Annotated in this window: 25 protein-coding genes, 1 rRNA gene, 1 pseudogene and 1 riboswitch; of the genes and pseudogenes, 2 read left to right on the top strand and 25 right to left on the bottom strand. The window is 52.4% G+C overall.

What is annotated here, in order from left to right:
* Window positions 1–160 precede the first annotated feature (160 nt).
* The 14 genes and pseudogenes from KXG62_RS32210 to KXG62_RS32145 all read right to left on the bottom strand — a co-directional run bounded on the left by KXG62_RS32210 (window position 161) and on the right by KXG62_RS32145 (window position 13088).
* Window positions 161–787, bottom strand: a complete 627-nt coding sequence (locus KXG62_RS32210) for a 50S ribosomal protein L25 (protein WP_218096108.1) — start codon at window positions 785–787, stop codon at window positions 161–163.
* 96 nt (window positions 788–883) lie between these two features.
* Window positions 884–2290, bottom strand: coding sequence for a bifunctional UDP-N-acetylglucosamine diphosphorylase/glucosamine-1-phosphate N-acetyltransferase GlmU (glmU, locus tag KXG62_RS32205; protein ID WP_281427061.1), 1407 nt, complete (start codon window positions 2288–2290; stop codon window positions 884–886).
* A gap of 266 nt (window positions 2291–2556) precedes the next feature.
* Window positions 2557–2841, bottom strand: coding sequence for a septation regulator SpoVG (spoVG, locus tag KXG62_RS32200; protein ID WP_010501706.1), 285 nt, complete (start codon window positions 2839–2841; stop codon window positions 2557–2559).
* A gap of 123 nt (window positions 2842–2964) precedes the next feature.
* Window positions 2965–3351 (bottom strand): RidA family protein, encoded by a 387-nt coding sequence (locus KXG62_RS32195; RefSeq protein ID WP_218096107.1) that lies wholly within the window; start codon window positions 3349–3351, stop codon window positions 2965–2967.
* 3 nt (window positions 3352–3354) lie between these two features.
* Entirely contained in the window at window positions 3355–4197 is an 843-nt protein-coding gene (gene purR, locus KXG62_RS32190) for a pur operon repressor (protein WP_218096106.1), read from the bottom strand.
* 133 nt (window positions 4198–4330) lie between these two features.
* On the bottom strand, window positions 4331–5185 hold the full coding sequence (ispE, locus tag KXG62_RS32185) for a 4-(cytidine 5'-diphospho)-2-C-methyl-D-erythritol kinase (protein WP_218096105.1): 855 nt from the start codon (window positions 5183–5185) through the stop codon (window positions 4331–4333).
* Between the two features lie 340 nt (window positions 5186–5525).
* Window positions 5526–5699, bottom strand: a pseudogene (locus KXG62_RS32180) (small, acid-soluble spore protein, alpha/beta type); the annotation flags it as partial.
* Window positions 5700–5957: 258 nt separating this feature from the next.
* On the bottom strand, window positions 5958–6230 hold the full coding sequence (veg, locus tag KXG62_RS32175) for a biofilm formation stimulator Veg (protein ID WP_218096104.1): 273 nt from the start codon (window positions 6228–6230) through the stop codon (window positions 5958–5960).
* A 206-nt stretch (window positions 6231–6436) separates the two neighbouring features.
* Window positions 6437–7312, bottom strand: coding sequence for a sporulation peptidase YabG (yabG, locus tag KXG62_RS32170; RefSeq protein ID WP_218096103.1), 876 nt, complete (start codon window positions 7310–7312; stop codon window positions 6437–6439).
* A gap of 68 nt (window positions 7313–7380) precedes the next feature.
* Window positions 7381–8304: a 16S rRNA (adenine(1518)-N(6)/adenine(1519)-N(6))-dimethyltransferase RsmA gene (gene rsmA, locus KXG62_RS32165; RefSeq protein ID WP_281427059.1), complete on the bottom strand. Its 924-nt coding sequence runs from the start codon at window positions 8302–8304 to the stop codon at window positions 7381–7383.
* Window positions 8301–8855 carry a ribonuclease M5 gene (gene rnmV, locus KXG62_RS32160; RefSeq protein WP_218096102.1) on the bottom strand — a complete coding sequence of 185 codons (555 nt, stop codon included), beginning with the start codon at window positions 8853–8855 and terminating at the stop codon, window positions 8301–8303. Before rnmV ends, rsmA begins: the two co-directional genes overlap by 4 nt.
* 103 nt (window positions 8856–8958) lie before the next feature.
* On the bottom strand, window positions 8959–10092 hold the full coding sequence (locus KXG62_RS32155) for a resuscitation-promoting factor (protein ID WP_425517402.1): 1134 nt from the start codon (window positions 10090–10092) through the stop codon (window positions 8959–8961).
* A gap of 321 nt (window positions 10093–10413) precedes the next feature.
* A riboswitch (cyclic di-AMP (ydaO/yuaA leader) is annotated at window positions 10414–10753 on the bottom strand.
* Between the two features lie 224 nt (window positions 10754–10977).
* On the bottom strand, window positions 10978–11745 hold the full coding sequence (locus KXG62_RS32150) for a TatD family hydrolase (RefSeq protein WP_218096101.1): 768 nt from the start codon (window positions 11743–11745) through the stop codon (window positions 10978–10980).
* Between the two features lie 59 nt (window positions 11746–11804).
* Window positions 11805–13088, bottom strand: a complete 1284-nt coding sequence (locus KXG62_RS32145) for an HD domain-containing protein (RefSeq protein ID WP_218096100.1) — start codon at window positions 13086–13088, stop codon at window positions 11805–11807.
* Between the two features lie 389 nt (window positions 13089–13477).
* On the opposite strand from KXG62_RS32145, the gene KXG62_RS32140 reads away from it, so the two are divergent.
* Window positions 13478–13732, top strand: coding sequence for an AbrB/MazE/SpoVT family DNA-binding domain-containing protein (locus KXG62_RS32140; protein ID WP_218096099.1), 255 nt, complete (start codon window positions 13478–13480; stop codon window positions 13730–13732).
* A gap of 211 nt (window positions 13733–13943) precedes the next feature.
* Here KXG62_RS32140 and rsmI read toward each other — a convergent pair whose 3' ends face one another.
* The 10 genes from rsmI to KXG62_RS32090 form a co-directional block, all read right to left on the bottom strand.
* A complete protein-coding gene (rsmI, locus tag KXG62_RS32135; protein ID WP_218096098.1) occupies window positions 13944–14828 on the bottom strand; it encodes a 16S rRNA (cytidine(1402)-2'-O)-methyltransferase in 885 nt (294 codons plus the stop codon).
* A complete protein-coding gene (locus tag KXG62_RS32130) occupies window positions 14825–15640 on the bottom strand; it encodes a tRNA1(Val) (adenine(37)-N6)-methyltransferase (protein WP_218096097.1) in 816 nt (271 codons plus the stop codon). Before KXG62_RS32130 ends, rsmI begins: the two co-directional genes overlap by 4 nt.
* 104 nt (window positions 15641–15744) lie before the next feature.
* Window positions 15745–16110: a DNA replication initiation control protein YabA gene (gene yabA, locus KXG62_RS32125; protein ID WP_218096096.1), complete on the bottom strand. Its 366-nt coding sequence runs from the start codon at window positions 16108–16110 to the stop codon at window positions 15745–15747.
* Window positions 16111–16156: 46 nt separating this feature from the next.
* Window positions 16157–16960 (bottom strand): PSP1 domain-containing protein, encoded by an 804-nt coding sequence (locus KXG62_RS32120; RefSeq protein ID WP_218096095.1) that lies wholly within the window; start codon window positions 16958–16960, stop codon window positions 16157–16159.
* 2 nt (window positions 16961–16962) lie between these two features.
* The gene (gene holB / locus KXG62_RS32115) at window positions 16963–17940 is read right to left on the bottom strand and encodes a DNA polymerase III subunit delta' (protein ID WP_218096094.1); all 978 of its coding nucleotides are present in this window, start codon (window positions 17938–17940) and stop codon (window positions 16963–16965) included.
* A 41-nt stretch (window positions 17941–17981) separates the two neighbouring features.
* Window positions 17982–18428 (bottom strand): YaaR family protein, encoded by a 447-nt coding sequence (locus tag KXG62_RS32110; RefSeq protein ID WP_218096093.1) that lies wholly within the window; start codon window positions 18426–18428, stop codon window positions 17982–17984.
* Between the two features lie 18 nt (window positions 18429–18446).
* Complete coding sequence (locus KXG62_RS32105) at window positions 18447–18776, bottom strand: cyclic-di-AMP receptor (protein ID WP_218096092.1); 330 nt, start codon at window positions 18774–18776, stop codon at window positions 18447–18449.
* Between the two features lie 106 nt (window positions 18777–18882).
* A complete protein-coding gene (gene tmk / locus KXG62_RS32100; RefSeq protein WP_218096091.1) occupies window positions 18883–19521 on the bottom strand; it encodes a dTMP kinase in 639 nt (212 codons plus the stop codon).
* A gap of 60 nt (window positions 19522–19581) precedes the next feature.
* Window positions 19582–21078 carry an aminotransferase class I/II-fold pyridoxal phosphate-dependent enzyme gene (locus KXG62_RS32095; RefSeq protein WP_218096090.1) on the bottom strand — a complete coding sequence of 499 codons (1497 nt, stop codon included), beginning with the start codon at window positions 21076–21078 and terminating at the stop codon, window positions 19582–19584.
* A gap of 100 nt (window positions 21079–21178) precedes the next feature.
* Window positions 21179–21382 carry a sigma factor G inhibitor Gin gene (locus KXG62_RS32090; protein ID WP_218096089.1) on the bottom strand — a complete coding sequence of 68 codons (204 nt, stop codon included), beginning with the start codon at window positions 21380–21382 and terminating at the stop codon, window positions 21179–21181.
* A gap of 185 nt (window positions 21383–21567) precedes the next feature.
* On the opposite strand from KXG62_RS32090, the gene KXG62_RS32085 reads away from it, so the two are divergent.
* Window positions 21568–22098, top strand: a complete 531-nt coding sequence (locus tag KXG62_RS32085; protein WP_218096088.1) for a hypothetical protein — start codon at window positions 21568–21570, stop codon at window positions 22096–22098.
* Window positions 22099–22172: 74 nt separating this feature from the next.
* Here KXG62_RS32085 and rrf read toward each other — a convergent pair.
* Window positions 22173–22277: ribosomal RNA gene (gene rrf / locus KXG62_RS32080) — 5S ribosomal RNA — on the bottom strand; the annotation flags it as partial.

Raw genomic sequence — 22277 nt, 5'->3', positions numbered from 1 at the left:
TCGATACGCTTTTACGCACAGATTTCGCCATACGCAAGTATCCTAGCTACGCGGGGGCTTGGCCCCTCCCGCGACCGGACCTTCACCGGCTAGAAGATGCGTGCTTTCTGGGCACGCCGCAAAAAAAAGAGCGCCTCTGTCCAGGCGCTCTTGTGAGCCTTTACACCTTTTCTTCCACTGCCTCGGCCGCTTCCGCTTTTGCCGCAGGCTCTTCGTCCGCCGCCTCCGGCTCCGCTTCTTTCTGCGGCAGCAGGATGGTTGCCAGAACATCATGCGGGTCAGACTTCAATTCAATGTTACCCGCGAGCGCCAGCTCCGAGACGAGCAAGTTTTCACCGATTTCCAGCTTGCTTACATCGACTTGGATGACGGAAGGGATCTGATTCGGCAAGCAGCGAATATCCACTTCATGGCGCTGAATCTGCAATATTCCGCCGGTCTGCACGCCTACCGGATCACCAGTGAACTCGAGGCGGACCGTCGTATTGACAGGCTCGTCCATATTGATTTGATGGAAATCGACGTGCAGCAGCTGCCGGCTAAGCGGATCGCGCTGAACCTCGCTGATCATGACCGGTTGTTTGCCGGCCTGGGGCACGTCCATATCGATAATCGCGTGCGGATTCGACTTCAGCACGGCAAGCAGTTCTTTCTGATCGATGCTAATAGCGGTTTGCGGTACTTTTTTACCATACACGACACCCGGGACTTTGCCCTGGGCACGAAGCTGCTTACGCTCTCCCTTGGTCGAGCTCGTGCGCACTTCTGCTTTCATTACAGTGGACATAGTAAAAAACCTCCTTCAATCCAAGCTTCTACTACTTTACCCAATTGAAGGAGGTTCAAAACATGTTTATGAAATTTTTCGGGTAGGATGGACGCGTTACTCCCGATTTTGCTTCGCAGCCTGTTTCTTGGCGGCGAACTTGCTCCGCAGTTTTTCCGCATAGCCCTCTTTGTTCACTTGACGCTCGCGGGCGATGGCCATGTCGTTCGCTCCTACGTTGTTTGTGATGGTCGATCCCGCAACCACGTAGGCGCCCTTGCCGATTTTTACCGGGGCGATCAGGTTGACATTGCTGCCTACAAAGGCGTCGTCCTCCACCTCGGTCAACTGCTTATTGAAGCCGTCATAGTTGACGGTAATTGCACCGCAGCCGAAGTTAACGTTGCGTCCGACTACTGCATCGCCGATATAGCTGAGATGGGATACTTTCACGTCGTCGCCGAGCTTCGCATTTTTAATTTCGACAAAGTCGCCGATCTTGACGTTTTGGCCCAAATCGGCACCTGGCCGCAGATAAGCAAACGGCCCGACGAGCGTGCCGTTTCCGACAGAAGCCTCCAGCAGCACCGACTGCTTCACGGCAACGCCGCTGCCGATCACGCTGTCCGTAATCTCCGATTGCGGACCGATCACGCATTCTTCTCCGATCGTCGTGCGGCCTTTGATGGTCGTGCCGGGCCATATCACCGTGTCCGTCCCAATCGTCACGTCCGCCTCGATATACGTTGCGGCCGGATCGATAATGGTCACGCCGCCCAGCATATGCTTGCGGTTAATCCGCTCCCGCATGAGCCGCTCCGCTTCCGCCAGTGCAAGACGGTCGTTCACGCCGATCGACTCGGCCGCATCCTGCATCACGTAGCCTTCGACCTTTTCATTTTGGCTTGTCAAAATGCCGATAACATCCGTAATGTAATATTCGTTCTGAGCGTTGTCGTTCTTCACCTGCGACAGCGCTTCGAACAGCTTCTTGTTATCGAAGCAGTACGTTCCCGTATTGATCTCTGAAACGAGTCTCTCCGTTTCGTCACAGTCCTTCTCTTCGACGATTCGCTTCACCGTGCCGTCTGCATCACGAATGATCCGGCCGTATCCGCGGGGGTTATCGATAACCGCGGTGACAATCGTTCCTGCCGCACCTTTTTGCTGATGATGCTGCACGAGCCCTTGCAGCGTCTCTTCCGATACGAGCGGCGTGTCTCCACAGATGACGATAGTCAATCCTTCTTCCTTCTCCAGCAGTTCCTTTGCCTGCAGCACGGCATGTCCTGTGCCCAACTGCCGTTCCTGCAGCGCGTACTCCACCCGGTCGCCGAGATACGATTGCACGGATTCTGCGCCATGCCCTACGATCACGACCGAGCGGGCAACATTTATATGTTCAAGCGTCGTAACGACGTGGCCGACCATCGGTTTTCCGCATACTTGATGAAGCACCTTGTACAGTTTCGATTTCATCCGTTTGCCTTGACCCGCAGCCAAGACGATCCCCATGATGTTCAAGCGCGTTCCAACTCCTTTAGTCAATAATCAATGAATGCACAAAAAGAATGCACAAAAAGAAAAGCTTCTCCTCGAAGCCCCTTCCCGAAATCATCGCATTCGCCATTCACGAGAAGCAGGCTGCAGCCGTTCATGCGAGAGCGGCGCAATAAGAAGCCGAATCGTCCCGATACAAGCGATCCGGCGCCGGCGAACTTATTCCCAATATAGCTTACTTCCCGAAAAAAGAAAAGAGAGCCCGGTCAGGGCTCTCTGCAAATCGAACATTATGCGCCTTCTTCAATGACTTCTTCTTCGGTTGCGGCACGCTCATACTCTGCTAGCACAGCGGCTTGAATCTTCTCGCGAGTAGAAGACGAGATCGGGTGAGCGATATCCCGAAACTCACCGTCCGGCGTCCGTTTGCTAGGCATTGCCACGAACATGCCGTTGTTACCGTCAATCACACGAATATCATGAACCACGAATTCGTTATCGATGGTAATGGATGCAATGGCTTTCATTCTGCCTTCGGAGTTAACCCGGCGAAGCCTGACATCTGTAATTTGCACTTAAGTTTCACCACCTTTTTCCATTTCAAAGGACTTGTGCTATAAATTCCACATTTTGCGCCCGATTCCTTCTTGTAAAAGAACTTTTTTATTGAATTTTATAAATAATTTATAAATTAAAAATTATTCGACATTAACCGCCGCAATCAGCTCAATTTCGACAAGAACGTCTTTCGGCAAACGAGCAACTTCGACAGTAGAGCGCGCCGGCTTGTGATCGCCGAAGTATGAAGCGTAAATTTCGTTGATCTTGCCGAACTGATTCATGTCCTTGATGAAAACGGTTGCTTTAATCACTTGCTGGAAGCTCGTCCCCGCTCCAGCCAGCACCGCCTGCAAATTGCGAAATACTTGATGCGTTTGCTCCTCCACGCCGCCGGCCACGACTTGGCCGTCGAGACCGAGCGGGATTTGCCCGGAAGTGAACAGCAGGCTGCCGAATTGCACGGCTTGAGAATATGGCCCGATCGCTGCCGGCGCCTCTGTTGTGGATATGGTTGTCAATGTCATCGTTTATCCCTCCTGAACGAATGCGTTATGCTTAAAATAATTGCCGGGCTCCACCGTAATTTGCTTGGTCTTCGGGTCCACGGTGGACAGCTTGGCGAGCGAAACATAGTCGTCGATCAAGTGCTCCTCCACTTCTCCCGATTCCACGAATACGCCGACACCCTTGACCGTCGCTTTGAATTCCTGCAGCAAGTCCATCATGCCGTGGATCGTGCCGCCGACGCGCATGAAATCGTCGATGATAAGCACCCTCGATTCCTCCTTCAGCGCACGCCGGGACAGCGACATCGTCTGAATCCGTTTATTGGAGCCGGATACATAGTTGATGCTCACTGCCGAGCCCTCCGTTACCTTGTTGTCGCGGCGTACGATGACGACCGGCAAATTGAGGTAGGTGGCCGTTGCATAAGCGAGCGGAATCCCTTTCGTCTCCACCGTCATGACAACATCGATATCGCTTGCGGCGAACACGGAGGCGAACATTTTGCCTACTTCGTTCAAAATCATCGGCTGCCCCATAATGTCGGACATGTACAAATATCCGCCCGGCAGCGCCCGCTCCGGCTGTTCCAGCTGCCGGCATAGCTGTTCAACGATCCGCAGTGAATTCGCTTTCGATACCTTTGGAATGAATTTGACGCCTCCTGCCGCTCCGGCCAGCGTCGTCAATTCCCCAAGGCCTTCCTCTTCAAACACTTCTTTTATGATAGCCAAATCTTCACTGATCGATGATTTGGCGGAATGATAACGATCGGCGAACGTCGTCAAAGGAATTAGCGTATGGGGGCGAAAAAGCAAGTATTGCGTCATCTCGACCAATCTTGCGCTTCTTTTTAGTTTTTTCATCACATGTCCCCCCAGAGCATACTATAATGTAGTTAAAATCCGAATATTATAAAGAAATATACCATTTTTATACGTATTTATTCAAGTTTGTTCACGAAAAATCCTTCCTGCAAACATAACACAAGGCGGCTGACTAAGTCAGCAGCCTCACCGCGTACACTTCTTTGCAAAATCCTCTTAATCCGTTATACATCCGCGCAACCTTCGATTCTTTCGATACGAGCCCGAACACGGTCGGCCCGCTGCCCGACATCAGCACGCCGTCGGCGCCGAGCCGCTGCATGACTTCCTTTAGCTGCCGCACCTCCGGATATAAATCGAAGGTGACCTCCTCCAGCACATTACCGAGTTCCGAGCACATCCTGTCGAAGCGCTTCTCCCGAATCGCCGCAAGCATACCGGATGTGGATGGATGCCTTCGGATCGCCTTGGCGTCCAGCTTGCCGTATACTTCCTGCGTCGATACGTTAATCGGAGGCTTGGCCAACACCACCCAGCACTGCGGCGGCGATTCGATCGGCTCCAGCTTTTCCCCGCGTCCTCTGGCGACAGCCGTCCCTCCCGTCACGCAGAAGGGGACGTCGGAGCCCAGCTCGGCTCCGAGCCGCTGCAGCTCCTCGGAGCCGATATTCAGCCTCCACAGCCGGTTCAGTCCTCGCAGCGTCGCCGCCGCATCGCTGCTGCCGCCCGCTAGGCCGGCTGCTACCGGTATTTTTTTATCCAAGTGAATATATACGCCCTGCCGCACATCGTACCTGTCCTTAATCAGCCGTGCAGCCTGGAACGCCAAATTTTTCTCGTCGAGCGGTATGTATCCGGCTTGGCTGGAAATGATGATCGTGTCGCGAGGCAGCTCCTGCATCTCGATGCGGTCTGCGAGGTCGACCATCGTCATCACCATCTCCACCTCATGATATCCATCCTGCCGTTTATGTAAAACATCTAGCGATAAATTGATTTTAGCCGGCGCTTTCTCGAATACTTTCATTACGACACCTTCTTTTGCCTGTCTAAAGCCCGAATTTGGGGGCTCGTGCCATTTATATCTAATACTATACCAAAATGATCACAAAAAAAAGCTAAAGCCGTCTCTTGCGCGCTTTAGCTTTCTTTTATGACGCATCCCGCCTAAGCCGTCATTGCTGGCTTGGGTACGGCGAGCCGTACGGCTGCTGCATCCCGGTGCCGGGCTGTTGCATGTAAGGCTGGGCCGCGGCGGAATGATAAGCGACGGAGGAAGCGGGCTGCGGCCGTTCCGCCATGGAGCGCGGAAGCGGCTGCTGATACGCCGGCTGCGACGGCGGGTATGCGGCCGCGCTTTGCGCCGCTTGCTGCTGCGCGAGCGTCTGCTCCGCGATTTGAATCGCCCGCTTTACCATATTACCGGCATCTTTCGTCCGGATGCCCGCCCAGCCTTCGCGCTGCACCGTCTCATAAAAACCAAGGTCCTTGGCCAGTTCGTATTTGAATTCTTCCGACATGATGCCTCTTCTGCGTCCCATCGTAACTGATCCTCCCTTATTTGCTGCTTCGATCAAGTTAGGGTGTATTATTCCTCCCCGCAAAAAAGTTCATACATCCCTGCAACCTTCCGCGCGGCTCGACCGTCAAATAAGCAAAAGGGAAAGCGGCCATAAATAATAAAAACCTCCTGATTGAGGTTTTCCAGCAGCCAGACCTATTCGACTTTTGGTTGGTACAAACTTTCTGTAGCAATCAAAAACGACTCGCCTGGCGGCAAGCCGTTATGTAACATGCGCTTATTGATGTATGGTTATGCGAAATTCACCGTCGTTGCTCTGAACCGTCACTTCAACGGATTCCGTAAGTATATCCGCGTAGCTGTAAGAAACGCGTTTGAAAGCGTTTTGCTCTTGATCCAGCTTTACGATAAAAACGGAAGGGTAGGTTTCCTCCAATACACCGGATCGTTCGATTGTCTTACGGCGACCGCCATTTGCTCTTAACATAATCTTTTGTCCGACATGAGGTTCCAAACTGCGTTTGATCTCCAACAGCGCATTTTTAGCCATTGACCACTACCACCTCTTTCCTATAAGATTATACCCCAACGTAGGTAGTATGTCAATTTAAGCGAAATATTATATCAGCCGTACAAACCCATTGTCAACGGGATTTTTCCTCGGAATATGTAGAAACGGGGGGATTGAAGTGGTGACTTGTTCACGAATTTGTCACATTAGTAAACATTGGCAAAAGAAAAAGCGCCTGTTGGCGCTTAGGTGAGGGTCGTATACTGCATCTTGGGTACTCCGCGGCGGTAGCTTCCTAACGACTCAACTCCGCCCAGCCCTTCCAGTCCGCTGTGCGTCAGCCCGATGACATCCATCAGGTTCACCGTATCATTAATCGGCGTGTAGGCGATTTTCGCTGCGATACACAGCGGATCGAGCGCATGAATGAGCACGCGGGCCGGCGAGCTGGCAAAATTCGCTCCAGCATGCAGCAGCGCTTCAAAGTGGGATTGGCAGGCGCCCGCAATGACGGTCAGCACATCACGATTTTTCTCGTATTGTCTGGCAATGCGGACGGCGTTTACAAAGTTATGCGAGTTTTTATAGCTGCTCAGTTGGGTCATATCTCCGGCGTTTCGATGCTTCAGAATGCCGTCGTGGCCGGTAATGACGACGATATCCGGCCTCGTTTGCGGAAGCAGGCGGTAGAGAGCATCCGCCATATTCGATTCCGATACGTAGTACCCTTCGGCCGGAACGCGCAGTTCGTTATATAGATTCATGCATTTACGTAGGTAAAATGGGTCCCCGTCCAGGTGGAGCACCTTGCCGGGCATGTCGAAATAGACCGGGCTCAGCTTTATTTTCTCGCCCATCTCGGGCTGCGGTTTAACGGGGGCGGCGGGCATCGGCGACACGGCCGTCGAACGCTTGAGCGAGTCCAGCCACTGCGGGCTGGCCGCCGCCATATACGGAAAAGGGTCCAACTGCGGTAAGGCGTTCAGGTCCAAGAGCGGAGCGTCCGCAAGCAACCGAAGCTCCACGCCGCGGAGCACCGCGTACTGCTGTCTTATCTCTTGAATCTTGAAAACAATGTCACCGCCATACGATCTGCGCGTGACCAGGTCCCCTTGCTTCATCGCTGCATCGCCTCCTCGTCTATCGTATGGCAGCGATGGGCAAATGGTGCAAGGAACACTTGTTTTGGCTAGCCGTTTCCTTTCAGTGCCTGGCTCAGGTGCCGGCTCAACACCGCATATTCTTCGATCGACAGCGTTTCGCCGCGGCGTGACGGCTCGATTCCAGCAGCCTGCAGCACTTGCTCCAGCGTTCCCTTCGTCTCCTTGGTGAAAAATTTGGAGGCAAGGTTATTATAAATGGTCTTCCTTCTTTGCACGAAACTCGCGTGCACAACATCAAAGAAGAACGATTCGTCCTCGACCTCGACCGGCGGTTGTTGCCGCACCTTCAACTTGATGACGGCCGAATCAACATTAGGCTGGGGAATAAACACGGTATGCGGCACGATGGTGACGATTTCCGGATCACAATAATATTGCACGGCGATGCTCAGGCTGCCATATTCTTTGCCTCCGGGCTTCGCGGCCATCCGTTCGGCCACTTCCTTCTGAATCATGACAACGATATTCTCGAGCGGCAGCTTCTGCTCCAGCAGCATCATAATGATCGGCGTCGTGATGTAATAGGGCAAGTTCGCAACCACACTGACACGGTCCACGTCTTGAAACCGTTCTTCGAACAGCTGCTTTAAGTCGAGCTTCAGCACATCACCGTGAACGACCGCGGCGTGCGGATAGCCCGCCAGCGTCTCCTCCAGCAGCGGGAGCAGCCTTTGATCGATTTCGACGGCTACGACGCGTTTGGCGACCTTCGCCAGCTGCTGGGTCAGTGCACCGATGCCCGGGCCGATCTCGAGCGCGCCTTTGGTGTCATCCAGATGTGCTGCCGATACGATTTTGTTCAAAATGTTCGGATCGATCAAAAAATTTTGACCGAGACTTTTTTTCAGCACAAGCCCGTGCCTCTTCAACAGTTCATTCGTCCGTTTGGGCGACGCAATATCTTCCTGCATCGCTTGTCCGGTCTGTCCTTGCATATGATTTCTCGTCATAAATGGGTACCCTCTTCTTCTATAAATGGACGGCAGGCTTCCAGAAATTCTTCCTGCGAAATTTGAAACATGCGGCACCGGTTATAAAACTGCTTCCCGTTGCAATATCCGATGCCTAGCGCTTTGCCAACGAGCATTCTTCGGGCGGCCGCCTGGGGATGAACGATCAATCCCGCATCCATCAGGTCTTCCCATGAAACTTGGGCTTCCGCCGACTGATAATCGGTGCGCACGTTCTCCAGCGCCTTGCGGATCGCCTCTGCGGATGCGTTCTCCACGCCGATGTCGCCGCGGCTCGTTGCCGCTTCCTGCGTCAGAAAAGCGTGCTTGCAGCCGGGTACTTCCTTGGAAATGATTTTGCGGATTCGCTCTCCCGCATGGTCCGGGTCAGTGAAGACGATTACGCCTCTGCGCTCCTGTGCCAGCCGGATCCGCTTCAACACTTCCTTATTGATCGCAGACCCGCCGGTTTCGATCGTCTCGGCTTCCACCGACCGTTTTACAGCCGTCGTGTCGTCTTTCCCTTCAACGACAATGATTTCCTTAATCATACCATACTTACCTTCTTTCGCTAACAGCAGAAAGAAGAGGAACGTGTTCGCACCTCTTCTTTCCGTCTCGTCTATATGATGAGTCTGCCCTAATTGCAAGTCGTTAATCGGTTGTCGGCTTCTTCGGTCCGATGACGTACATGGTATACCCGCGTTTCAAGCCGAACCGGTTCGCATACGTGCCGTTCTCGAAATAAACGTCGATGACGTTTCCTTTGATTGCGCTCCCCGTATCCTCCGCTCTGCGGAAGCCGATACCATCGATATAAACCCACCAACCCAAAGGAACGACCTTTGGATCTACTGCAATCGTGCGACCTTCCGTTACTATCGTACCTGTAGCCGTCTTACCGTATCCCGGGTGCGAGCTCGCTTTTCCTGTGGAGCTGGCCGTATAGGCGGTAAGCGTGACGTTATTGATGACCTGCTTATAAGCAAAGGTCACTCCGCTTTTCGATATTTCATCCACATTAGGCGATGATGCCGATAATACTGTTACCGGGTTTTTCGTGCCAATCGCAACAATCTTCTTAATGCTTTCCGATTGAACCTTTTCGTCAACCACTTCTTCGGACACCAACTGCCCGTCTTCGAACACTTTTTCCTTCGTTTTGAGCAAGACGCCTTCTTGCCCTTCCTGCACGACTTGTTCCTTGCCTTTCAACAGCTGCGGTTCGTTTCGTTTGACCACTTCAAATGCGATCGGTTCCGAAACTTCTTCCGTTTCTTTCTTCACCCGTACAATTTGAATCTTATCATGCTCCGGCAGCGGCGCATCTAGCGCGGGGGATATTTTATCCAGCTCGCCCAGAGCTATGTTCAACTCTTGAAGCGCGCTCTCTACCGTTTTGCCGATCGTATATACCGTCTTCGTTTCTCCATCGGCTGTAAGCTCAATCGGCTTCGCCCGTGCAATCGTAATCCGTTCTCCCGATTTGACGGCGCTCGCCAACGAGTGAGACAGATGATCGTGCTCGCCGACAGCAATGCCTTGCTCATCCAGTATTCGTTGCAGGTTCTCGTACCGGGTTTGAAACGTTCGCTCCTGGCCGTCTACAACTACCGATACGCGCTTAATGGCCGTACCATACAACATCATTAAAAACATGAAAGCTATCGCGAATGAAGAGAGTGCAATAATCGATATCATACGCAAGTTTTCATGCTTCCATCGCAATGCGAAGGACATGCTGGATGATCGTCTTACATGGGTTTGTTCCGTTGACACAACGCCCACTAGTTCGGTCCTCCTTCAAAGCCTCGCCACCCGAGTGTTTTGCATGAGTAGATCTGACGCGACTATGGTAATTTGATTTGGCTCCACACCAATGCTGCTCCTGATTTAGCGCATCGCTGCACTACAGTTTTGCAGCAACCTCCGTCCGGTTTCATCAGAACTGCGACTTGCCTGCAGCCCCACCTCCTTGAGACCCATGTTATGAACCGGCTCGGACCTTTATCCCATCTAACGGGGAAACACAAAAAAAAGTCAGCGGAGAAGAGGGCTCTTCCCGTGACTTTTCTCATTTGTTCAAATGAAAATAGAAGCACACGACAATTTACCTCTCTCTTAACGCTTACGAGGTTAGCTGACGGATTCGGACTTGAGAGTCGCCCTACCCATGTTGTAACTGACAAAAGCGATACTTGTTGTCAGTTGTCAACGACGTTGCAACTAATGGCGCTTGCTTCGATACTAGCTGCCAGCACGCTGCCGACATCGAGTCGGCCGTCGATCATGCTGCAACTAACAGCGCTTATGCCTGTATTAGTTGTCAACCAGCGCATGGAATGCGCTTGGGATTCACCCCTATTTTACACCGCTGCCATCGGCCAATGCCAACAGCATGCAATGTGGTTCCCCCGTTTCCCATTTGGAAACTCAGCGAAGTTGGAAATATGGTAATCGTTATGAAGTTATTATTGAGTTTACGATGGGAAGGTAGAAGTTGTAAAGTATACAAACTTCAAAAATTAGAGTGAATTTTGACCGAAATCATCCTTATTCGATGATTTTCCTGATATAAACCTTGTATTTCTTTTTCGCACATCCGTTTTTTTAACGTTTTCGCCGTTTATCTTTAGTCGATCAAAAAAAAGGCTGTCCTCCTCGGCACATTTCTCACTTTAGCCGAAACAAATCCATCGCGTTTCGGGTTGTAATCTCAGCCAATTCCTCTACCGAAATTCCTTTGATTTCGGCCGCAGTTTCCGCAACAAGGCGAACGTATGCCGACTCATTGCGCTTGCCGCGGTACGGGTGCGGGGCCAAATACGGCGCATCCGTCTCGATTAGCAGCCGATCGAGCGGCACTTTTTCCAGCACCTCTTTGGGCTGTTTGGCATTTTTGAACGTGACGGGCCCGCCGAACGAAATGTAAAAGTTCATATCCAGACACTGCTTCGCCGTCTCCCAGCTTCCAGAATAACAGTGCATGACACCGCCCGTCTCCGCTGCGCCCTCTTCGCGCAAGGTCTGCACCACATCATGATGGGCATCGCGATTATGGATCACAATCGGCAGTCCGACTTTGCGGGCGAGCCGGATTTGCTCGCGGAACACCCGATCCTGTACTTCTTTGGGGGAGGTGTCCCAATAATAATCGAGGCCAATCTCGCCGATCGCCACCACCTTCTCATGCTGGCACAACGACTCGATCCACTCCAAATCCTCGGGCAGCATATCCTTCGCATCTGTAGGATGCCAGCCGACGGCCGAATAAATAAAATCATACTGCTCGGCCAGGGCGATAGAGCTCGGTATCGTCTCCCGATTAAATCCGACATTGATAATTCGACGAATTCCGTTCTGCTGCGCGCGTTCAATGACTTGTTGTCGATCTTCATCGAACTGCGGCGCGTTCAAATGAGCGTGCGTATCTATGAGCATGTGCAATCTCCTTTGTTCTTCAATAAGAAAGGATAATATTGGTTGAAAGTGAAAATGTTTTATTTAGAGAACAATTTTTGCAAATCCGGGTCAAGCTGTGAAAGATGTTTCAAAATGTGTTCTTGCGGGTAATACAGGTGGTATTTTCCCATGTGGATGCCGCTGATCGATCTTACGATTTCCGATTTTCTGGAGATTTCCGTAAGCCTGTCCTTCGCATCGAGCAGCAGGATGGGCAGTTTCTCGTCGTGAACGCCGGGACGATATACATCATAGGAAAGATCGGACGGAAAATCAATTTCCAGGTAGTATTCGGGATCGACGCCAAGCCGTTCCATCTGCACCCGGAGCCGCTCCACTTGCCCTTCGTCCATCCGCTCCAGCGTAACGTACTGGAACAATCGACGCTGCAAAAAACGAGCGCACAAGTCGGCCAGCGTCTGGTCCTCTTCAAAAGACCATTGCATGAGTGCCGTCTGCATAAAAGCCTCGTCCAGCAAGTAATATTCGTCCACGGTCAGCGTTTGATTGAACAGGCTCGGAAGCGGCGGGAGCATGAACCGGAACGAATAATTGTGATCATACAGATGCTTCGCTCTTTGAAAAATTTTGTGCAATATGACTTCGGCGCTTCGGGTAACTGGGTGAAAATACACCTGCCAATACATCTGATAGCGCGACATTAAGTAATCTTCCACAGCGTGCATGCCGCTTTCCTTGACGACAATATGGCCCTGGTAAGGACGCATCACGCGAAGAATGCGTTCGAGGTCAAATGTGCCATAATTTACGCCGGTAAAATAAGCATCCCGCAGCAAATAATCCATCCGGTCGGCATCGAGCTGGCTGGACACCAGGCTCACGACAATTTCATGGGTGTACGTCTTGGCAATCACGCCGGCAACCTGCTCGGGGAAGGTAGGCGAAACGCGCCGGAGCACTTGATTCACTTCGGTATCGCCCAGCACGATTCGACATGACCATTGCTCATGATGCGTACCGAACGTTTTTTCGATGGAATGGGAGAACGGCCCGTGCCCGACATCATGCAGCAGCGCCGCGCACAGACATAAGAGCCGTTCTTCCTTCGGCCAGTCCACATATGCATTGCGCTCGAACTGCGAAATGATTTTACGGGTAATTTCATAGACGCCCAGCGAATGGGAAAATCGGCTATGTTCGGCGCCATGAAACGTCAGGAAGCAGGTACCCAGCTGCCGGATTCGCCGCAATCGTTGAAATTCCTTCGTATTGATCAGATCCCAAATCGTTTGATCTTGCACGTAAATATATTTGTGCACCGGATCTTTGAAAACTTTTTCTTCATGCAAGGGGGTTGTCATTTGCATCTTCCTCCGAACCGGATTGTTTCTTCCGTTGTTTTTCGACAAAGAGAGTCATGGATTGTTCACATTATTGTCGAATAATGTCGTACTTTCATCTCGAAAGGAATACCATCTTTCGTTATATTTTACCAAGAAATCGATCGAAATTGTACGCTTCCGACTTAAAAAAATGCGGAAAAACCGAGGAAAACCGCGGTTTCATGCGCCACTCCCCCATGTTTTACTTTATTTGGAATAGTTATATGATTGAAATCTATGAAAATATGGTTGACTATTTTGGGAATGGTTGGTATCATATGTATAAAGAATTATGTCGAATAATGACGATTAATTTTTTCGTAGCGATTCGCTGCTCCGCATAAACTTCATGAGAGGGGAATATCATTATGATGAAATCTACTGGTATTGTGAGAAAGGTCGACGAGTTGGGACGTGTCGTTATTCCCATTGAACTGCGCAGAACGCTGGGCATCGGAGAAAAAGACGCTTTGGAAATTTATGTAGATGGCGAACGCATCATGCTGAAGAAATATGAGCCTGCATGTATTTTCTGCGGAAACGCAGAAAATGTCTCCTACTTTAAGGGAAAAATTGTTTGTCACGATTGCCTGACGGAAATGCCAATACCTGTGACAAAATAAAAAAAATAGGTTATAATGAAGATAGCAATTTTAACTAAGGTAATTCTAACCTTTTTCATATCTCCTCTATTCCCTGACTCGCATGAGTCAGGGATTTTTTTTTGGGCAGGAACATCCTGCGCTATGCTGAGCGCATCGGTCTCTCTTTCCGTCGAAGTGTGCCCTTTAACGGCAGCGCCTATGCAGCGCTGCCTTGGGCCGCGTATTCGCTCTATTCGCGGTGAAGCGCATTGTACAGTTCCCGCTTCGGCACGCCCCGGTCTTGCGCGGCTTGGCGCAGCGCCTCCTTATGACTGATGCCTTCGCTCTCATACTTCGCCACATGCTGCTCCGGCGTCAGACTCGCCCACCAGGCGGCGTCCGTATCCTCCCCCGCCATCTCGTCCCCGCGCACAACGACACAGTACTCGCCCTGCGGCGGATACGTCTCCAAGTGCTCCAGGCACTCCGCAATCGTGCCTCGTACAGCTTCCTCGTACTTTTTCGTCAATTCCCGTACGAGACAGATGTCCCGGTCTGCGCCGAGCACCTCTTGCATCACCGACAGCATCTTGACGAGCCGGTGCGGCGACTCGTAGCAAATCCAGGTGCCCCGCTCGCGCTTCAGCACGGCCAGCTCCCGCTCCAGCGGCTTTTTGTCGCGCGGCAGGAAGCCGGTGAAGGCGAAGCGGTCCGTCGGCAAGCCGGATATGATCAATGCGGACAGTGCCGCATTCGCGCCGGGGATCGGTACGACGGCGATGCCCGCGTCCACGGCCATCCGGACGAGATCCGCGCCGGGATCGCAGATCGCAGGCAGTCCCGCGTCGCTGACGAGCGCGATCGAATCGCCCGACTGCAGCAGCCGGATCAATTCCGGCCCGCTGGCGTTCTTATTATGCTCGTGATAGCTTACGAGCCGCGTCGAAATGTCGAAGTGCGTCAGCAGCTTGCGCGTTTGCCGCGTATCCTCAGCAGCGATCCACTGCACTTCCCCTAGCACCCGAACCGCCCGGTACGTCATATCTTCCAAGTTGCCGATCGGCGTGCCGACTAAATATAACTTGCCCGCAGCCTCTCCTTCCGAGGGCTGGACATAGCTTTTTTGAATATTCAAAGCGCATCGGTTCCTTTGCTATGTATTGATGGTCCGTCACAAGGCTGCACTTGTTCATCGATCAGCGCTTCGCGTCTGCCGTAATAGATCTCCATCAGCTCGTCGCTGTATTCCGACTTGTTCTTATAAACGATCAGCGGAGGAAGCAGCCGCACCTCCGGCTTCCCGTCGCGCAGCGCTTCGATCAGCACCATATTCGCCTCGCTGTCCGCACGGGGGTGAATGAAGCGAATCCGTTTCGGCTCCAGCCGATGCGCCTGCATCGCGGCAAAGATCTCAACCAGCCGGCTCGGCCTGTGGACCATGGCCACCCGTCCGCCGCTGCGAACGAGCCTGCTGCTGACGCGAATGACGTCGTCGAGCGTGCAAAACACTTCATGCCTTGCTGCAGCCACATGCTCATTGCCGTTTTGTTCGCCGTTTGGCACGGGCAAATAGGGCGGATTGACCGTCACCACGTCGAATGCTCCGCTGCCAAGCTCCGTATAGGCCTCACGAAGATCGCCATGAACCACAGTAATCCGCTCCTCCAAGTTGTTCAGCCTGACATTGCGCTGAGCCATATCCGCCAGCCGCTCTTGAATCTCGATGCACGTGATATGCGCTTTCGTGCGTGTGGTCAGCAGCAGCGGTATGACGCCATTGCCGGTGCACAAATCGGCGACACGGCCGCGCGGCGGCAGTTGGCAAAACCGCGCCAACAGCACCGCATCCAGTGAAAAGCTGAACACTTCCTCGCTTTGAATGATTTTTAATTGCTGTGTGAGCAAGTCGTCAACCCGCTCGGACGCATGTACAGGTACCTTGTCCAATCCTTTTTCCTCTTTCCATTATCACGTATCGCTAAGCGGGGACCGTAATCCGGCTTATGCTCTGAAAAAAACCGTAGAGAACCATTGTTCCCTACGGCCGGTTGTTATTTATTTAGAAACGACATACAGAACAAGCAATCGCCTTCCATCCGCAGATGGCCGTAATTGACATTGCAGATGTGAAAGCCTTCTTGATAAATGCGCGCCAGATTGTCATAGCCTTCGCCTGTAGGCTCTCTGCCTTGAACCGCGGCAGCGGAGCCGCTGCCCGAGGCTGCTTGCAGCACGGGGGCAGCCGATGCGGAATCTTTCTTTAACAGCTTGCGCAGCTGTGCGTTTTCTATGCTAAGCCGTTTGTTCTCCTCAAGCAGCTCGATCATATGCCGCTTGATTTCGCCCAGCTCGGTATATAATGCGCCCATCTGCTCTTCCATTTGATCGATTTGTACGAATATGTCTCTTTTATCCACGCTCTCACCCCAAAGTGTAAGCAGCTTGTCCGTATAGATTGCCTCCTTAGTGCTGCTCTACCACGTCATCCAAAGGAAGATCCATCACTTTCTTTAAGTCAAAAACTTGCACTTTCGCCGTACGGTCGCCTACATTGAGCGAAATCAGCCGTCCGTTACCGAACGAGGTAATGACTTCGCTGCCTACGCGAGGCAAATCGTCTTTGGCGCTTTCATAATTGTCGTGCTCATACTTGAGACAGCACATCAGCCGTCCGCATAAGCCTGAAATTTTTGTCGGATTGAGCGACAAGTTTTGATCCTTGGCCATCTTGATGGATACCGGCTCAAAGTCGCCAAGGAAGGAGGAGCAGCACAGAATGCGCCCGCACGGGCCGATGCCTCCGAGCATCTTGGCTTCATCCCTGACGCCGATCTGGCGCAATTCGATCCGGGTACGGAAAATGCTCGCCAAATCTTTCACCAATTCGCGAAAATCGACCCGTCCCTCGGCAGTGAAGTAAAAAATGATTTTGTTGCGGTCAAATGTATATTCAACGTCAACCAGCTTCATTCGCAGCTGATGATCCCGGATTTTCTCCTGACATATGGCGAATGCGTTCTTCGCCGCCTGCTTGTTGTCTTCGACAAGCTGCGCATCCTGCGTATCCGCGATGCGTATGACTTTCTTGAGCGGCAGCACGACGTCCGCTTCGCCCACCGTCCGGCGGCCGATCACGACTTTCCCGTACTCTACACCGCGCGCGGTTTCCACAATGACGCTGCTGTCTTTTTCCACCGGCAAATCGCTTGGGTCGAAGTAATATATTTTACCCGCCTTCTTAAAGCGGACCCCTACAACAGAGAACAACCCTACACCCCCTTGAGACGCATTAGTAGTTTTTCCAGCGCTAGCTGGGGATTCGTATGAAAACGCAGTCGTTTCTGCGTCTCGATCGCAAGTTCCATGCATGCAATCCAATGATGCGAAGGATAGTGCATTGCCTGCTGGGCCATCCAGTCCGTTTGGTCCTTATATATAAGCGACTCTCGGTTGCCGACGCTAAGCTGCACCATATCCTTGAGCCATAAGATCAGCATGTCCAAAAAAGTTACAAGATGTTCCGAGAGTTCGCCTTTCGTCAGCTTCTGCTGTGCGGTGAGCAGCGCCGACGGCAGCCGGCCGAGACTCTCCTTCGTTAATTGTATCACTAGGTTTCGGAGTTCTGCAAACCCATTTCCTTGCATAAGCGTACGTGCGGCATCGACGCCGGCCGCCAAATGAACGGCAATTTGCACTAGCGCGGGCGGCTGCCCTTCTTTCAGCAGCGCTTCCGTCATTGCGCTTCGCGCCATCGGCACAAACGGAATCCATTGGGAGCGAGAGCGGATGGTGGGCAGTAAAGCGTGTCCGTTCTCGGTAATGAGGATCGCCACGACGTGTGACGTAGGCTCCTCCAAAAATTTGAGCAGACTGTTCGCCGCCTGTACCGTCATCGTCTCGGCCTTTTCCAGCACGTACATTTTCGTGCCTGACGCAGTAGCGCGGTAAGCGAACTGCTGCTGCAGCTCGCGAATTTGCTCGATCTTGATGGAAGCTCCATCAGGCACGACCCAGTGCAGATCGGGATGGTTGCCATGCTCCACCTTGCGGCAGTTCAAGCATTCCCCGCAGGCGTCGTCTTTCAGCACTTGGCAATATATCGCTTTGGCGAATTCCTTCGCCATCGCACTTCGTCCGGTTCCCGACGGCCCGGTAAATATATAGGCATGCGATACTTTGTCCGTCCTTAAGCTGTTTTGCAAAATACGTTTGACGCGGTCTTGACCGGCTATCGATTGAAAAGACATGATTGCGTTCCTTTCTGCTGACCGCGCGAGCGGGCCGGCGGCTAGAAGAACAAATTAATCAGCATGCCGCGAATTTCGCCGACTTTCTGCAGCAGTTCGATTCGCCCCTGCTCCGATTCCAGCATTTCGTCGGCTATGCCGAGCAGTTCGAGATCAATCTCCTCCAGCAGCTTGTACCGCTTCATTCGCCCGCGGCGGTCCCAGCCGCGCGTTTCTCTCAGCTGCACCCCGCGGCGGGCCGTTTCTTCCAAAAAACGCTTGACCAGCAGCTTGTACTGCCGCAGTTCGCGAATCGTCATCGACTTGGCGAGCCGCTGTCCCTGCTGGTCGATCTGCAGCAGGCTTTGCTGCAGTTGTTCCCGGGTGGCCCTCTCCTGCTGGCTCAGCATCATATCGGAGAACGACTTTTGCTCAAGCTGTTGAAATGATGTGTTCTCGTTGCGGATGATCTCTTTGCCGAGGGGGCGCCAACCGGGGTTTATTTTCACAGACGACAGTCCTCTCTTCTAGAAGTGTTCGAACCGTTCCACCGGAAGGACGAACACGGCGGCGCCGCCGACCTGTACCTCGACCGGGAACGGGATATAGGAGTCCGTCGTTCCTCCCATAGGAGAAACGGGAGTGACCATCTGCTCTCTGATCTTACAATTCGACTTGATAACCGTGAGCACTTCACTCACCCGGTCGTCCTCCGTACCGATCAGAAACGTCGTGTTACCCGCCCGTAAAAAACCGCCGGTACTCGCTAATTTGGTCGCCCGAAAGCCCTCCTTGATCAGCGCATTCGACAAGCGGTTGCTGTCCTTATCTTGCACAACGGCAATAACCAGCTTCATAGCCCCAGCCTCCTCGTCATAAGGATACATTCCCAATTCCTACGGTGTCACGTGTACTAATTAGACAAAAAGTCGAAAAATTCCTTCAATAATATAGGTAAAATTATTATACTCGTCTGAGTAGGCTTTGGTTCAAAATTTCTTTGATTTGTTCCAACACCGTCTCGAGCTTCTTCTCGGCGTCCACGCGAATGACGCGCTCCGGGAACATCGACATGACCCGCGCATAGCCTTCTCTCACCTTTTCATGAAAATCGAGCGATTCCAGGTCAAGCCGGTTCACTTCCCGCCCTTGGTCGGCGCGGATACGAGCCAGTCCGATTTCCGGACGAACGTCCATATAAATCGTCAAATCAGGCATCCAGTCTCCAATGGCAAATCGGTTTACAGCCCAAACCTCATCCATGCCGAGTCCACGCGCATAGCCCTGATAGGCCAAGCTGCTGTCGATAAAACGATCGCATACGACAACTTTCCCCGCCTGTAGAGCAGGAATGACTTTCTCCGCCAAATGCTGTCTTCGCGCAGCCGCGTACAATAGCGCTTCGGTACGCCCATCCATAGCAGTGTTGCCTTTATCCAAAATGACGGAACGAATCTGTTCGGCGATCGGAATGCCACCGGGCTCGCGGGTAGATACCGCTTCGTACCCGCGTTCCGTTACTTGCTCTATGATGGCGCGGATCGCGGAAGTTTTGCCAGCGCCTTCCCCGCCTTCCATCGTTATAAAAAAACCATTTCGCACGTGCGTAGACTCCTGTTCTGCTTCAACGTTTACATTACCACTATACCATAAAATTGCAGATCACGCCGGATCGATCCAATTGAGGAACACCGGAACCGTACGACGCGCTGCCAGATCATGTCCATGAAATCTGGAACCGCCGTCAGCGAGCCGCTCCAGATAGGCCGCCATAGAAGCACTGATCCGCTCGCCGCGATGCAGAACCGGTATACCCGGCGGGTACGGAACGATCATTTCCGCCGCCGTATAACCTGCGCAACCGGCTATCGGTATGTATGCGATCTCATCCTCTTCTTCGCCCGGTAAAGCGCTCAAATCGAATGCGACCGGATGCGAAATGGATTCCTCCCAGTAAGCTTGCTCTTGTCCACGGAAGGCTGTTGCCGATGCAATCTCCTCCGCCTGCCGCTCCGGCGCCCTGCAGGATCGGGCGATATCCTCTAGCGCCTCGCCCAATCGGACCGCATCCTCCGGCGTACTGGACAAGCTGAACACGAGCAGCACATAGTCAGGGTCAGCCATTTCCGGAAAACAGCCTCGCCGTTCCAGTGCTTCTTTCAGCGTGAATCCGTCCATCTTCCCTTCAGCGTCATATAACAACATTTTAAACGGGTCAACGCGAAGCTCATTATTATATTCCAGTGCGCAGAAACGATTTTGCCTGCCGATTTGGCGTAGGCTTTCTTTTATCGCCTGCAGCCCTTCTTCCAATAAAGCCTCCCCTTGCTTTTCCATCATGCGCCGGCTTATATCCAGGCTCGCCATGATCGGGTAGGACGGACTGGAGCTCTGTATCATCGCAAGCGCACGCCCGACAGCGCCGCGTGAAATGCGTTGTCCCTGCACGTGCAGCATCGCTGCCATCGTCATGGCCGGCAGCATTTTATGCGTAGACTGCACCGCTGCATCGGCGCCAGCCGACAGGGCACGCTCGGGCAGTGCCGGATGAAACCCGAAATGCGCGCCATGCGCTTCATCCACCAGCAGCACTTTCCCCGCCGCATGGAGCAAATCGGCCAATGCCCGCAAATCAGCGGCTGTTCCATAATAGCTCGGACTTGTGACGAACAGACCTTTCGCTTCAGGATATCGCCTTAGCGCTTCGGCCGCATCATCTGGATGAACACCCAGCCGCAGCCCCGTGCGCCCGCAAATTCTCGGCGCTATAAATACAGCCCTTGCTCCGGCCAGCATTAACCCATGCAGCACGGACTTGTGCGCATCTCTTTGCACAAGCAGCAGATCGCCCCGCTTGCAGGTGGCCATGATCATCGCCAAATTGCCGGCTGTACTGCCCCCGACAAGAAACCAGGTCTGCTCCGCTCCGAAGCATGCCGCAGCCAGTTGCTGCGCCTCGGCTATCGCCTCTTCCGGGTGATGCAGATCATCCAGACCCGGAATTTCCGTCAAATCAATATGGAGCAGCTGCTCGTAATATGTTTCGGCTATTCCATAGCCTCTTGATCGCGATTTGTGCCCCGGCACATGAAAGCTGACGGGGTTCGCTTCATGATGCGCTTTTAGGCGGTCGACCAAGGGAGCGCTCGCTCTTCTCATGATGAACTGTCACCCTTTATCGATAATTTGCTTTATTGTATCAAACAAAACGGCCCTCTTCCATCCTGCACGGACAAAAGGGGCTGTATTCTTCATGCGATTATGCATTTTTTTTATATATAATTTGCTTCATTTGGTGTATAAAGAAGGGATACTTTACATCGCTGACATCCGTCCGTATCATTTCGGTTTCGCATTCTTCACATATGAATTCCGATATAATCATGATGCCTTGTTCTTTAGCCTGACCGCAGATGATACAGGAAGGATTCGGGGCCAAATCGTTTTGCAGCGCGTCGCCCATGCCGATTCACCTCTATTCTTCTTTTCTACCAGTATGTCCTTATCAGCTCTACTATAAACGTCCTACCCTATTATTATGTAAAAAGGGCTCATTCGGTGCATCGGCGCTCATGTTTTTTTCGGCCTTGTCCGATATATGTATTGTACTGCAATTTATTTTGAAACGATAAGGTGAGGTTAAATCGCTTGAGACCGCTGAATGACAAAGCTATATCCAAAAACTCTACCATTTACAACTATCGACTTCTAAAAAGAGTATATCATAACCGGATCATCATTGGGTCTATTTGGGCGTTACCGGTCTGCCTGTTCGCTTTCGATCTGCGGCTTCGTTACTCCGTGCTGCCTCTGCTTCTCGGTCTGGCCGCCGTCCCGCTTGCTCATACTCTGTTCATTCGTTTGCTCTATACAATGAAGGAAGGCCGAGCCCCCCGAGGATGGCACTGGTCTTGGGACCAGCCGTGGCTCGGAACGGTGCCGGGAAGCTATATTTCGCTTTCCAAGCTGCTCGGTATTCAATTGCATTTGTTTTGGATGACGCTCGTCATCGTGTGCTGCTTCTATCCGTGGATATCCCCGATTGCCTTAGCTCACATCTTGTTCGTCCATCTGTGGATCATGCTGCCGCGGTTTATCATCTTCTTCCGCATGCGCCGGTTCACAGCGGAGGGCTACCTTCGAATAAGTAAAAAAGAAACGTCCTGCTACGAGCAATAGCAGGACGTTTCTTGCTTGTTTATATCTCAACGAAAAAGAGCCCCATCGGATCACTCCGATGAGACTCTTCTGCTGCTTGGCGACGTTCTACTCTCCCAGGACCCTGCGGTCCAAGTACCATCGACGCTGGAAGGCTTAACGTTCGTGTTCGGGATGGGTACGCGTGGTTCCCTTCCGCC

Origin of the sequence: Paenibacillus solanacearum, from assembly GCF_910593845.1 — a bacterium.
In the GTDB taxonomy this organism is placed as follows: Bacteria; Bacillota; Bacilli; order Paenibacillales; family NBRC-103111; genus Paenibacillus_G; species Paenibacillus_G solanacearum.
Note: the sequence above shows the minus strand (reverse complement) of the source record. Positions and strands in the feature narration are given on the sequence as shown.

Bases quoted from the DNA above. Each gene is read 5' to 3' on its own strand.
- KXG62_RS32090 (WP_218096089.1), bottom strand. From the start codon at position 21,382: ATGGGCGACGCGCTGCAAAACGATTTGGCCCCGAATCCTTCCTGTATC.
- rsmA (WP_281427059.1), bottom strand. From the start codon at position 8,304: ATGACGAGAAATCATATGCAAGGACAGACCGGACAAGCGATGCAGGAA.
- KXG62_RS32145 (WP_218096100.1), bottom strand. From the start codon at position 13,088: ATGACAACCCCCTTGCATGAAGAAAAAGTTTTCAAAGATCCGGTGCAC.
- holB (WP_218096094.1), bottom strand. From the start codon at position 17,940: ATGTCTTTTCAATCGATAGCCGGTCAAGACCGCGTCAAACGTATTTTG.
- rnmV (WP_218096102.1), bottom strand. From the start codon at position 8,855: ATGATTAAGGAAATCATTGTCGTTGAAGGGAAAGACGACACGACGGCT.
- ispE (WP_218096105.1), bottom strand. From the start codon at position 5,185: ATGAAAGTATTCGAGAAAGCGCCGGCTAAAATCAATTTATCGCTAGAT.
- KXG62_RS32150 (WP_218096101.1), bottom strand. From the start codon at position 11,745: ATGCTCATAGATACGCACGCTCATTTGAACGCGCCGCAGTTCGATGAA.
- veg (WP_218096104.1), bottom strand. From the start codon at position 6,230: ATGGCTAAAAATGCGCTGTTGGAGATCAAACGCAGTTTGGAACCTCAT.
- KXG62_RS32210 (WP_218096108.1), bottom strand. From the start codon at position 787: ATGTCCACTGTAATGAAAGCAGAAGTGCGCACGAGCTCGACCAAGGGA.
- KXG62_RS32095 (WP_218096090.1), bottom strand. From the start codon at position 21,078: ATGAGAAGAGCGAGCGCTCCCTTGGTCGACCGCCTAAAAGCGCATCAT.
- KXG62_RS32195 (WP_218096107.1), bottom strand. From the start codon at position 3,351: ATGACATTGACAACCATATCCACAACAGAGGCGCCGGCAGCGATCGGG.
- KXG62_RS32140 (WP_218096099.1), top strand. From the start codon at position 13,478: ATGATGAAATCTACTGGTATTGTGAGAAAGGTCGACGAGTTGGGACGT.
- yabG (WP_218096103.1), bottom strand. From the start codon at position 7,312: ATGAAGCAAGGGGACCTGGTCACGCGCAGATCGTATGGCGGTGACATT.
- purR (WP_218096106.1), bottom strand. From the start codon at position 4,197: ATGAAAAAACTAAAAAGAAGCGCAAGATTGGTCGAGATGACGCAATAC.
- KXG62_RS32105 (WP_218096092.1), bottom strand. From the start codon at position 18,776: ATGAAGCTGGTTATTGCCGTTGTGCAAGATAAGGACAGCAACCGCTTG.